Origin of the sequence: Streptomyces sp. HUAS TT11, from assembly GCF_051553595.1 — a bacterium.
Taxonomy (GTDB): Bacteria; Actinomycetota; Actinomycetes; order Streptomycetales; family Streptomycetaceae; genus Streptomyces.
The window spans coordinates 4,560,184-4,572,427 of sequence record NZ_CP196184.1; the positions used below are offsets into that span (position 1 = coordinate 4,560,184).

Genomic DNA, 12,244 nt, shown 5'->3' on the forward strand with positions numbered 1-12,244 from the left:
TCACCGACCCCCTTCTGCGTCCGCGAACGACGCCTGGTAGGCGGCGAACTGGGCGCGCTCCTCGTCGACGAGCGCATGCCCGTCCGCGTACACGTTCTCGAAGATGGCGAAGTGGTCCGGGTCCGGCATGGCGCGGACCGCCTCGCGTACTCGCCTTCCCAGCGCTTCGCTCTCGGTCTCGAGTTCCGCGAAGAATCCCTCGTCCGCGTGACCGGAGTCCAGGAGGTAGGTCCGCAGGCGGGCGATCGGGTCCTTCGCCTCCCAGGCGGCCCGCTCGTCGTCGTGGCGGTAGCGGGTCGGGTCGTCGGAGGTCGTGTGCGCGCCCATGCGGTACGTGAACGCCTCGACCAGGGTCGGCCCCTCGCCGTTGCGCGCCCGCTCCAGCGCCCACTTGGTGACCGCGAGACAGGCCAGGACGTCGTTGCCGTCGACCCGCACGCCCGGGAAGCCGAAGCCCTGGGCGCGCTGGTAGAGCGGCACACGGGTCTGCTTCTCGGTGGGCTCGGAGATCGCCCACTGGTTGTTCTGGCAGAAGAACACGACCGGGGCGTTGTAGACCGCGGAGAAGGTGAAGGACTCGGCCACGTCGCCCTGGCTGGAGGCGCCGTCGCCGAAGTACGCGATCACCGCCGAGTCGGCGCCGTCCTTGGCGACGCCCATGGCGTAGCCGGTGGCGTGCAGCGTCTGCGAGCCGATGACGATCGTGTACAGGTGGAAGTTGTTGCTGTTCGGGTCCCAGCCGCCGTTGTTCACACCGCGGAACATGCCGAGCAGATTGGTGGGGTCGACGCCACGGCACCAGGCGACACCGTGCTCCCGGTAGGTCGGGAAGACATAGTCGTCGTCGTTCAGGGCCCGGCCCGAACCGATCTGGGCGGCCTCCTGGCCGAGCAGCGAGGCCCACAGGCCCAGCTCGCCCTGGCGCTGCAGGGAGGTCGCCTCCGCGTCGAAGCGGCGGGTCAGCACCATGTCCCGGTACAGACCGCGCAGCTCGTCGGGCGTGATGCCCTCCACATAGCGGTCGTACTCGGGGTTCTCGACACGCTCGCCCTCGGGTGTCAGCAACTGCACGAGGTCGGGGTCGGCGCCCTTCTTGGGCGTGGTGCGGCTGGTGCGCTTGGTGCCGGTGGTGCCGGCCTTGCTTCCGGCGCTGCGTCGCGGCTTGCGCGCGGCAGTGCTCTCCACGGTCACGTGTGCTCCTCCGTCGGTCCGGCCCCCGGGTTCGCCGGGTGCCTGGGGGTCCCATCAGCCCGTTCCGGGCCGATGGAAGCGGCTCGCCTGCAGCTCACGGACGCACAGGGTGGGTGCGACTCGTTCGAAACGACAGACGTGACAGGTGCCCCGGCGAGCGCCCTGCAAAGGGCACGTTACCCAGTGCCCCACAATTCTGTGAAACCCCTCCTGACCTGGGATTTTGCTTGGATTTCCAAGTAAATCGAGGAAGTCGGGAACAGCGCTGGTCAGGGCCTTGCAGAGGGCCGGAACAACGGCACGTTATCCCGCTCACCTGGAACACGGGAAGACATCGATCGGGGTGGCGCCGAGGACCGGCCCGGTGGAGCGCCGGTCATTCGGTCACCACGGTCGTGATCACCTTGCGGACTCCATGTGACCGAGTACGACTGCCTGTGACAAGGCCCAGCTTGCGGGTCCGGCTCGTGGCCTACCATCTGGCGCGTGCCGCGCTCATCTGTACCACCCCCCGTGTCGCATGCGCCCCCTCTGGGCGCCCTGCTCCGCCGATACGGTGCCGGATCCGTGCTCGCCTGCGACCCCGTCGACCAGGGACTGCTCAACGGCGGGTACCGGCTCCGCACGACACGCGGCCGCTACTTCCTCAAGCACCACTGCGACCCCGAGACCGCCGACCCCGCGTCGATCGCCCGCCAGCACCGGGCCACCCAGCGCCTGGCGGACCTCGGGGTCCCGGTGGCACCGCCGCTGACCGGGCGCGACGGCCGTACGGTCGCGGTCGTCGGCGGCCGCGCCTACGCCCTGCACCCGTGGATCGACGGCCGGCATCGGCACGGCGGTCAGCTCACCGCGGAGCAGTGCGGGCGGCTGGGTGCGCTGCTGGGGGTGGTGCACGCGAGCCTGGAGCGGGTCATGTCCCGCGCGCCCGGTTCACCCCTGGAGAGCGCCGACCCGGCCGACACCTTCGCGCTCATCGACGATCTGCTGTGCCGGGTGACCCGGCACCGTCCCGTGACGGCCTTCGACGAACTCGCCCGGCACCGGCTGGTGGAGCGGCGGACGCTGCTGGAGCGGCACACGGACCGGCGTCCGCCGCGCGGCGGGGCGGTGGGCTGGGTGCACGGCGACTTCCACCCGTTCAACCTGCTCTATCAGGGCGACGCACCCGCCGCGATCGTCGACTGGGACCGGCTCGGCGTCCAGCCGCGCGCCGAGGAGGCGGTGCGCGCCGCGGCGATCTTCTTCGTCCGCCCCGTCGGCACGCTCGACCTCGCGAAGGTCCGGGCCTACGCACGCGCGTACCGCCGCACGGCCGGGGCGCCGCCCGGCGAGCTCGCCGCCGCCGTGCACCGGGTGTGGTGGGAGCGGCTCAACGACTTCTGGATGCTGCGCTGGCACTACGAGCGCGGCGACAGCCGCGCGGATGCGCAGTTCCCGGCGGCCTCGGCCCTGGCTGTGTGGTGGACACGCGCCTACGACGCGGTGCGCGAGGCGTTCACACACTGACCCCCGGTGTGCGGGGGCGCCGGCGGACACGGGCGTGACCGCACACCCGTCAGGATGCCGGCGAGCCCCCGCCGTCCGCGCCCCCGTCCGTCGCGGACGGGCCCGTCGGGTCGCCGCCACCGTCCGTGGGCGTGTCCGTCGGCTCGCCGGAGGGTGTCGTGTCCGTGGGGTTGTCGGTCGGCTGGTCCGGCGTCTGGGACGGCTGGGCCGGCGGCCGGCTGTAGGTCTGCGAGGGCGGATCGGAGGGCGTGTAGTCCGAGCCGCTGCCCGTGTCCGAGCCGTCGCTCGTGGACGGGTCGGTCGCATCGTCCGACTGCTGCTCGGTGGGCTGCTTCTCCTCGTGCGACTGTGTGACGGCCGGGGACTCCGTCGTGCCGCTGCCGCCACCGCCGCCGCTCGTGGTGTTCAGCGCCAGCGCGACGCCCGCCACGACGGCCACGACCGCGAGGACGGCGAGGATCCACAGCTTGCCGCGGCCGCTGCCCCTGTTTCCGTGGCCCTCGAACCCGCCGTCGTCCCCGCCGCCGTACCCCGGGGGCATGATCGACTGGGGGATCTGCGTGGTTCCGGGCTCACCGGGGTGCGGCATCACCGTGGTGCCGGCGAAGCCCGCCGCCGGAGTGTGCCGGCCGTCGTGCATGTCCACCGGGCCGGTGTTCCAGGTGCCCGTGTGGCTGCCCTGGTCGTACAGCATCTGCAGCGCGTACTGGACCAGGCCGCGCATCTCCTCGGCGGTCTGGAACCGGTCGTCCGGCTCCTTGGCGAGGGAGCGCATGACGAGCCCGTCCAGCTCCGGCGGCGCGGCGCCCTCCGAGATCCGGGACGGCGGCACCGGAAGGTCCTGGACGTGCTGGTACACCACGGACAGCGGTGTCTCGCCGATGAACGGCGGGCGCAGCGCGAGCAGTTCGTACAGGAGGCAGCCGGTCGCGTACAGGTCGGACCGGTGGTCGACGGCCTTGCCGAGCGCCTGCTCCGGCGAGAGGTACTGCGGCGTGCCCATCACCATGCCGGTCTGCGTCATCGTCGTGGACGCCCCGTGCAGGGCGCGGGCGATGCCGAAGTCCATCACCTTGACGGCGCCGTTGTGGGTGATGATCACGTTCGCGGGCTTGATGTCGCGGTGCACGATGCCGTGCTGATGCGAGTAGGCCAGCGCCTCCAGGACGCCCGAGACGATGATCAGGGCCTGCTCGGAACCGGGTGCCTCGGCGTTGAGCAGCAGATCGCGGATCGTACGGCCCTCGACCAGCTCCATCACGATGTACGGCACCGGCTGCCCGCCGACGAAGTCCTCGCCGGAGTCGTACACGGCGACGATCGCATGGTGGTTGAGTCCGGCCACCGACTGTGCCTCGCGGGTGAAGCGGGCCTTGGCGACCGGGTCCTCGGCGAGATCGGAGCGGAGCAGCTTGACCGCGACGGTCCGGCCGAGGCGCACGTCCTCGGCCGCGAACACCTCGGCCATGCCGCCCCGGCCGAGTCTGTGGGTGAGCCGGTACCGACCGTCCCCCACAAGCCCGCCGTTGCCCCACATGTCCGGTGTGTCCGACATCCCGCCGCCAGTCGCCTCGGGGTCGGACGGGCCCTGGGCGCGCTGCGTCTGTGCCATCAGTCCTCGCCGTCGTTTCTGCCCGCGGTCTGCGCGGTGGTTGTCACGGTCTCCGACGGGCCACGCTACAGGCTCCACGCAAGGCGCCGGTCCGGGACGAAGTCGAGACGGACCCACCATGGAACCGTGCACGCGGTCCCACGTGCAAATCCCGTGTACCGCCCGTACAACGCCTGTAACGCTTGCGCGACGCTTCTTTCGCGTACGGTCACGGAACGGGCACCGAGCTTGACGTGTCACTGCCCTGGGGCAGACTTGGCCGGGAATGAGCCTGTCGATCACGGAACAACCGCGTCGATCGCCACACATACGAACAGGGATCACGGACCGCGGGAGCACATTCAGCCGCTGCCGCCGCGCCGATGGGGGACGCTGAAGATGAGCCAGGACGGCGCGCAGGGCCGCTATGCGGGGCGATCGGTCGCCGGGGGCCGCTACCAGCTGCGCGACTTGCTCGGCGAGGGTGGCATGGCCTCGGTGCATCTCGCCTACGACACCGTGCTGGACCGCAATGTGGCGATCAAGACGCTTCACACGGAACTCGGTCGCGAACAGGCCTTCCGTGAGCGGTTCCGCCGCGAGGCGCAGTCCGTGGCGAAACTCACGCACACGAACATCGTCTCGGTGTTCGACACCGGTGAGGACGAGCTCGAAGGGCTGGCGACCCCGTACATCGTCATGGAGTACATCGAGGGCAAGCCGCTCGGCTCGGTCCTCGAGGAGGACGTCCGCCGGCACGGCGCGATGCCGGCCGACAAGGCCCTGAAGGTCACCGCCGACGTGCTGGCGGCCCTGGAGATCAGCCACGAGATGGGCCTGGTGCACCGGGACATCAAGCCGGGCAACGTCATGGTGACGAAGCGGAACGTCGTCAAGGTCATGGACTTCGGCATCGCCCGCGCCATGCAGTCCGGTGTCACCTCCATGACGCAGACGGGCATGGTGGTCGGCACCCCTCAGTACCTGTCCCCGGAGCAGGCCCTCGGCCGGGGCGTCGACGCGCGCAGCGACCTGTACTCGGTCGGCATCATGCTGTTCCAGCTCGTCACCGGACGGCTGCCGTTCGAGGCGGACTCACCGCTGGCGATCGCCTACGCGCACGTGCAGGAAGAGCCGGTCGCTCCTTCGTCGATCAACCGCTCGCTGCCTCCCGCGGTGGACGCTCTGGTCGCCCGGGCCCTGAGGAAGAACCCCAACGAACGCTTCCCGAGCGCCGAGGCGATGCGCGACGAGTGCCTGCGCGTGGCCGCGTCCCTCACGGCCGCCGCGCCGAGCATCGTGCCGGGCGCCCGGACGTCCAACGGCGCCGGTGTGAGCTCCGCGGTCTTCCCCCCGGTCGACCGGGCGACGCCGCCCCCGCCGGGTCCGGTGCAGACGCCGTACCAGCCCGGCCCCTACGGCACGCCACCGCCCGCGTACGGCTACCCGCAGCAGGGCGGCTACCAGGCCCCGCCGCAGACCGCCGCGTACGCGCCCCAGCAGTCCGCCTCCACCCCGCCGCCGTACAACCTCTCGCCGCACTCGGGGGTGCCCGGGGGCGGCTCGGGCGGGCAGAAGGGCGGCCGTGGCGTGATCATCGGCTCGGTCGTGGTCGCCCTGGTCGCCATAGCCGGCCTGATCACGGCCCTGGCGCTGAACGGCGGCAACAGGGACGACACGGGTGGCGGTCCCAGCAGCAGTACCACCGGATCGTCCTCGAGCGCGGTCGCCGGCCACAAGGGCCCGGACCTGACCAAGACGATCGACACGACGAAGTGCACGGAGCCGGAGGAGTCGTACAACGACGACAAGAAGATCCGGGTGCCGGACTTCGCGTTCAAGAACATCCAGACCGTGAAGTCGTGTTTCCAGGCCGCAGGCTGGCGGATGAAGATCAAGGACTACGACGAGAACACCTACGGCGAGGGCACGGTCATGGACCAGTTCCCCTCCGCGGGTACGGACGTCGACCCGAAGAACATGCCGGAGATCGAGCTCAGCGTGTCGACGGGCGACCCGTCGTGATCCGTTTCCGACACACGATCCGCTTCTGACCCACGGCGAAGGGGCCCGGCACCTGCGCGGTGCCGGGCCCCTCGCACGATTGGGCTGCCTAGAGGTACGGGCCCCCGGAACGACCGCCTGCGCGGGCGTCCTCCTCGCCGTCGGGGGAGCCCACACCCGGCGGGAGGGCGCGGCGCATCTGCTCGAGCTGGGCCCGCGCCGCCATCTGCTGGGCGAACAGGGTGGTCTGGATCCCGTGGAAGAGCCCCTCGAGCCAGCCGACCAACTGGGCCTGGGCGATACGCAGCTCGGCGTCGCTGGGGATCGCCTCGTCCGTGAAGGGCAGTGAGAGCCGCTCGAGCTCCTCGACGAGTTCGGGGGCGAGGCCGTCCTCCAGCTCCTTGACGGAACTGGCGTGGATCTCCTTCAGCCGCTGCCGGCTCGCCTCGTCCAGAGGAGCGGCGCGCACCTCCTCCAGCAGCTGCTTGATCATGCTGCCGATGCGCATGACCTTCGCCGGCTGTTCCACCATCTCCGTCACCGGGACCTCGCGGGATCCGTCGTCCCCGGTGCCGCCGAGAGCCAATCCGTCCTGGCCCACGACCAGGATCTTCTGGGCGTTCTCCGACGAGCTGTCGTTCCTCGGCATCTCCATGTGGCCATTCTCTCGCACCCGTACACCTCATCGGCCATGTGCCCCCCGTGGCGGGTGATCCACCCTCTCCCGGTGCCGCCGGAGCACGGCGTCCCCCGGGGGTTCCGGTCGCGACGGCCGCGTACGGTCCGGTCCGTGCGGCGCCCCGGGCGCGCCGATGACCACGACCGGCCGGATCGCCCGTCCTCGTGCGGCGGACACCCGCGTTCCACCGGACGGGTGTATTCGGCTCAGCGGTTCGGCCCCGCCTCCCCCGACGAGCGGGTGCGGCGTGCTGCCCTGCGCGTCCCGCCTCCGGCAGATATCCCCTCCCGCCCCTTCGGGCGCCTCGGCCCCCGTCCGCCCGGCGTCCGGCCGGTACGGACCCGGTGCGCGCCTCGCCTTCGGCGGCGGCCCGGCACCGTCCCGGGCCGCGTTCCGGCATCGCCGGCGGGTTGTGGCGCAGCACCATGGCGGCATCCGCAGAGGGCGGCCCGGGGGAGTCCCGGCCGCGCTCCGCCGCCTCGGGGCCGTGCGGCCGAGATGCCGGAGTCCGAAGTCCGTGTGACGCTGAAGCCGTTGATCTTGCCGCCCGACCACGGGAGGGGGTCACGCTGGTGACTCCAAGGCTGTGTACGCCGTCCACGCTCCGCGCGCTCCGTGTGGCCGTTGCGCCGCCGGTCCTCATGACGACCGGCCTGCTGTGGATATCCGCCGCCCACGGCGTTCTGCCCGGGAACGGGTCCGGTCTTCCGTACGGCCACCGGACCGCCGCCTCGTCCACCGTCCGGTCCGCCCCCGGTGCCGGGTCCCCCGGCGCGGCCGACCGGCCTGCGAACGACGCCCGAACCACTCACCCCGTCCGCGGCTCCGCTGCACCGCCCGGCGCCCTCGCGCACACCACGGGGCTGACGACGTCCGCCGCAGCCGTCCCCCACGCCCCCGGGCACGGGCACTCCGTCTTGATCGGCGCCGTGTCTCCGTCCGGGCACCAGGACTCGGGCCCCGCACGCCGCTGGCCCGCGATGCCCTCCTTGCCGCTCGGCGCGTTCCCCCTCACGAACGGGACGTCGGCCCTGCTCGGCCTCCTGCCCGCCCCCGCGCGCAAGGCGCCGCCCGGCGCCGCCGGTGCCCCCGCCTTCGGGCACTCCGCCGCCCGCCTGCCCGCCACCGGGCCCTCGCCCGGCGCCTCCCGTGCGGGCAGCGAGGCAGGAGTGGGACGGGCGCGGCCCGGACGAGCGGACGCGGCACCGCAGGACGAGACAGCCGGTCCGATGGACACAACCCCGGACGCAACGGCACCGGATGTCCTGCCGTCCGCCGACGCAACCGCGGAAGCGATCGGCCCCGCCGCGTCCTCCCCCGCTCCCTCACAGAACCCGGCCGTCCTCGCCCGGGAGGCCGCCACCTCGGAGCCCGTGGTGGAGATACTGCCCCTCGGCAGCGGCCTGGTCCTCGTCGGTGCCGGACTGGCGTTGGCGCTTCTGGCTCTGCGCATGCGCCGGGAATGACCGTCGCATCCGCCTACGACGTCACCAGCAGCACCTTTCCGATGTGGCCGCTCTCCTCCAGCACCTGGTGGGCCGTGGCCGCGTCGTTCATCGGGATCTCCCGGTCGACGACCGGGCGGACGTGGCCGGAGGCGATCAGCGGCCAGACATGCTCACGCACCGCCGCAACGATCGCCGTCTTCTCGGCGAGCGGACGCGCCCGCAGCGAGGTCGCGGTGATCGCCGCCTGCTTGCGCAGCAGCGTGTTGATGTTCAGCTCGCCCTTGACCCCACCCTGCATGCCGATGATCGCCAGGCGCCCGTTCACGGCGAGCGCCTGGACATTGCGGTCGAGGTACTTCGCGCCCATGTTGTCGAGGATGACGTCCGCGCCCTCCCCTGCCGTCGATTCCCGGATCTCCTCCACGAAGTCCTGCTCGCGGTAGTTGATCAGCACGTCCGCACCGAGTTCCGCGCAGCGTTCCAGCTTCTCCTTGCTGCCCGCGGTGACCGCGACCTTGGCACCCACCGCCTTGGCCAGCTGGATCGCCATCGTGCCGATGCCGCTGGAACCGCCGTGCACGAGCAGCGTCTCGCCCGGGCGCAGATGGGCCACCATGAAGACGTTCGACCAGACCGTGCAGGTCACCTCGGGAAGCGCGGCCGCCTGGCGGAGATCGAGCCCGTCCGGCACCGGCAGCAGCTGCCCCGCCGGAACGACGACCTTCTCGGCGTACCCGCCGCCGGCGAGCAGCGCGCAGACCTCGTCACCGACGGCCCACCCCGAGACGCCGGGGCCGAGCGCGGCGACACGCCCCGAGCACTCGAGGCCGGGATACGGGGACGCACCGGGCGGAGGGTTGTAGAAGCCCTGCCGCTGGAGGACATCGGCGCGGTTGACGGCGCTGGCCACCACCTCGACCAGCACCTCACCCTCACCGGGGACGGGATCAGGGACCTCGGTCCACACCAGCGCCTCGGGCCCACCGGGTTCAGGAATCGTGATCGCGTACATGAAAGGGACGCTACTCCTCGGGGTGAGCCGCCCAGGACCCGTGCAGCCGTTTTCCGAGCTCGGGGACCGGACACCGGACGACCCCGCCGCCGAATTTCACCCGATGCGACGAGGCGCTCGTCCGGTCGGCCCGTGAGGGGAGGACCGGATCGGACGTTTCACGTGAAACATGCCCCTTTCCTCGGACCCCTGCCGGATTCCTCGGACCCCTGCCGTCCTCTCGGTACCGACCGGACATGGCGCGGCTCACGGACCCGGCGGAGCTCACCCCGCCCATGGCCGGGGCAGCTCGAGGAGTTGCAGTTCCTGACCCGGCCGGGCGCCACCCGGCGGTACGACCGCGAGTGCGTCCGCTGCGGCGATACCGCGCAGCATCGCCGGGCCGTTGTAGTGGAGCGGCACGGCGTGACCGCCGCGCACCGCGACGGGGATGAGCCGGGTGTCGTGCGGATGGCCGTGGACGGAGTCGGTCAACGTCTGCGTCCACGGCTGCGCTTCCGTCCGGCCCCGGAGAATGCGCAGCAGCGGTTCGGCGAGTGTGAGCAGTCCGGACACCGCCGCGAGGGGGTTGCCGGGCAGGCCGACCAGATGCTGCTCCTCATGCATGCGTGCAAGGAGCATGGGGTGGCCCGGGCGCACCTTCACCCCGTCCACAAGGAGTTCGGCTCCGGCGCGGCGCAGGGTGGGGTGGACATGGTCCACCGGGCCCGAGGCCGTACCCCCGGTCGTGACGATCAGGTCGGCCGTCGAGGACGTGATCGCCCGGTACAGGGCTTCGGCGTCGTCCCCCAGCCTGCGGACGGCCACCACCTCAGCGCCGAGGGCACGCAGCCACGGCGGCAGCATCGGACCGAGCGCATCCCGGATGAGACCGTCCCTCGGCGGTCCCTCCGTCAGCAATTCGTCGCCCAGGACCAGGACTTCGGCCCGCGGCCGGGGCAGCACGGTCAGGTCGTCGTACCCGGCGGCCGCGGCAAGTCCGAGCACGGCCGGGGTGACCTGGGTACCGAGCGGCAGCAGTCGGTCCCCGCTGTGGCACTCCTGCCCGCGTGGCCGGATGTCCTGACCGTGCACGAGCGTGGAGGTCCCCCCGGCACGAGCGGAGCCCCCGGCCCGGGGGCCGGCCTGCAGTCGCCCCTTGTCGTCGGTGTGCCCGTGTTCGCTGCGCAGGACCGCGGTGGCACCGGGCGGGACGCGCGCTCCGGTGGCGATCCGCACGGCCTCGCCGTCGCCGAGGGGCGCGTGCTCGGCGTGCCCGGCGAGGATCCCCTTCTCCCGCACGTCCCAGGGACCGGGGCCCGCGACCGCCCAACCGTCCATGGCCGAGGTGTCGAAGGAGGGCAGATCGGTGAGCGCCGTGAGGGGGGTCGCGAGCACCAGGCCGAGCGCCGCCTCGAGGGGGACGCCGACCGGTTCCCGGCGTGACACGGACCGGGCGGCGCGCTCGGCGACGGTCCTGGCCTCGGACCAGGGCACGGCCTCGTCCCGTGCGCCGTGCTTCGACGCTCCGGCGGCCGGGGACCGGTTCTCCGCCCTGCTGTCCGGGACCGGCGCACGGTCGTTCTCGTGCCCGGCGGGCCGGGGCATGGATGCGGGTGCACCGGCGCCGGTTCCCGAACGGGGCGTGCCGGGCCCCGGGCCGTGCGGGTCCCGTTCCCGGACCAGGGCGAGGGCCTCGTCCAGATCCGGGTCCTGCTGATCCTCGGGCGGACGGGCGGGGCGGGTCTCCTGCGGACGGTCCCGGCCCCCGCTCTCGTTGGCCACGGCCAGGGCCTCCTCCACATGGCGTTCCTCGGTGTCCAGGTTGCCCTGGGCGCCCGGCCCGGTCACTCCGTGTCCGGCTTGGCCTCGGCGGAGTCCTCGTCCGCCCAGCGCAGGGCCAGGGCAACGGCCTTGCGGGCGGCCTCGGCGACCGCCTCGGGCCCGCCGCCCGACTGCGCGGCCGCATAGCCGACGAGGAACGTCGTCAGCGGAGCCGCGGGGCGGGCCACACCGTGTGCGGCGTCGCGGGCGAGGTCGAGGAGAACACCGGTGTCGACGTCGAGGTCGATGCCCAGTTCGTCCTTGACTGCGGAAATCCATTCATCCAACACGTGCTCATGCTCCCTGATACGTGTCCGGGCGGTGGCGATGTCGTCCCAGGTGTCGCAGTCGAAGGACGCGACGGGGTCGCAGATGCGTACAAGGCCCAGCCGGGCGACCAGGCGCCGCAGCGGAAGGCCGTTCAGACCGGCGTGCTCGGTGGACAGCCGGGCCAGCTCGCGGCGCAGGGCCGCGCTGCGGTAGGCGGCGACGAGGGTCTGGTCACGCCCTTCGCCGTCGGTGAGGACGGCCCCCTCGGCGTCGCTCGCCGCGAGTCCGCCCAGCAGTCGTAGCAGCGTCTCCTGGTCCAGGAACGGCAGATCGGCGGAGAGCACGACGACGTACCCGGCCGTGGTCCGGCTCAGGCCCGCGCCGAGCGCGGCCACCGGTCCACCGCCGGGTGGCTCCTCACGGGCCCAGACCACCGGGCGCGCGGTCAGCCTGGGCTCGGCGACGACCACCGTGGTGGCCGCGCCGGCACAGGCCGCGAGCACGCGGTCGAGCAGGGCCCGGCCGCCGATGCGCACGCCGGGTTTGTCGGCACCGCCGAGCCGTCGTGCGGCACCACCGGCCAGCACGACGGCGTCGTACCCATCGACGCCCGGGACGCCCGAGGTCTCGTACGCGGTCATGCCCCGAGTATGGGCGCCGCGTGGATCATTGCCACCCCCGCGCACACCGGCGGTGCGCGGGAGCTTGCTCACAGTTTCAGCGGCATCCGGTCAGGG

9 protein-coding genes are annotated in these 12,244 nt (G+C 72.3%); 3 read left to right on the forward strand and 6 right to left on the reverse strand.

Going from position 1 to position 12,244, the window contains the following annotated elements:
* Entirely contained in the window at nt 1-1,191 is a 1,191-nt protein-coding gene (gene pdhA, locus ACSHXN_RS20360) for a pyruvate dehydrogenase (acetyl-transferring) E1 component subunit alpha (protein WP_355128784.1), read from the reverse strand.
* Between the two features lie 513 nt (nt 1,192-1,704).
* On the opposite strand from pdhA, the gene ACSHXN_RS20365 reads away from it, so the two are divergent.
* Entirely contained in the window at nt 1,705-2,700 is a 996-nt protein-coding gene (locus tag ACSHXN_RS20365; protein ID WP_355128782.1) for a phosphotransferase, read from the forward strand.
* A 49-nt stretch (nt 2,701-2,749) separates the two neighbouring features.
* Here the strand turns inward: ACSHXN_RS20365 and ACSHXN_RS20370 are convergent, their stop codons facing one another.
* On the reverse strand, nt 2,750-4,312 hold the full coding sequence (locus tag ACSHXN_RS20370) for a protein kinase domain-containing protein (RefSeq protein WP_361151417.1): 1,563 nt from the start codon (nt 4,310-4,312) through the stop codon (nt 2,750-2,752).
* A gap of 378 nt (nt 4,313-4,690) precedes the next feature.
* On the opposite strand from ACSHXN_RS20370, the gene ACSHXN_RS20375 reads away from it, so the two are divergent.
* The gene (locus ACSHXN_RS20375; protein WP_438303478.1) at nt 4,691-6,316 is read left to right on the forward strand and encodes a protein kinase domain-containing protein; all 1,626 of its coding nucleotides are present in this window, start codon (nt 4,691-4,693) and stop codon (nt 6,314-6,316) included.
* Nucleotides 6,317-6,404: 88 nt separating this feature from the next.
* On the opposite strand, the gene ACSHXN_RS20380 is transcribed toward ACSHXN_RS20375, so the two are convergent.
* Entirely contained in the window at nt 6,405-6,950 is a 546-nt protein-coding gene (locus ACSHXN_RS20380) for a bacterial proteasome activator family protein (RefSeq protein ID WP_355128777.1), read from the reverse strand.
* 641 nt (nt 6,951-7,591) lie between these two features.
* Here ACSHXN_RS20380 and ACSHXN_RS20385 point away from each other — a divergent pair.
* Nucleotides 7,592-8,440, forward strand: a complete 849-nt coding sequence (locus ACSHXN_RS20385; RefSeq protein WP_438303479.1) for a hypothetical protein — start codon at nt 7,592-7,594, stop codon at nt 8,438-8,440.
* Nucleotides 8,441-8,453: 13 nt separating this feature from the next.
* Here ACSHXN_RS20385 and ACSHXN_RS20390 read toward each other — a convergent pair whose 3' ends face one another.
* The 3 genes from ACSHXN_RS20390 to ACSHXN_RS20400 all read right to left on the reverse strand — a co-directional run bounded on the left by ACSHXN_RS20390 (nt 8,454) and on the right by ACSHXN_RS20400 (nt 12,148).
* Nucleotides 8,454-9,434 carry an NAD(P)H-quinone oxidoreductase gene (locus ACSHXN_RS20390; protein WP_361246366.1) on the reverse strand — a complete coding sequence of 327 codons (981 nt, stop codon included), beginning with the start codon at nt 9,432-9,434 and terminating at the stop codon, nt 8,454-8,456.
* Nucleotides 9,435-9,698: 264 nt separating this feature from the next.
* Nucleotides 9,699-11,264, reverse strand: a complete 1,566-nt coding sequence (locus ACSHXN_RS20395) for a molybdopterin molybdotransferase MoeA (protein ID WP_438303480.1) — start codon at nt 11,262-11,264, stop codon at nt 9,699-9,701.
* Entirely contained in the window at nt 11,261-12,148 is an 888-nt protein-coding gene (locus ACSHXN_RS20400; protein ID WP_438303482.1) for an NTP transferase domain-containing protein, read from the reverse strand. Before ACSHXN_RS20400 ends, ACSHXN_RS20395 begins: the two co-directional genes overlap by 4 nt.
* Nucleotides 12,149-12,244: the final 96 nt, after the last annotated feature.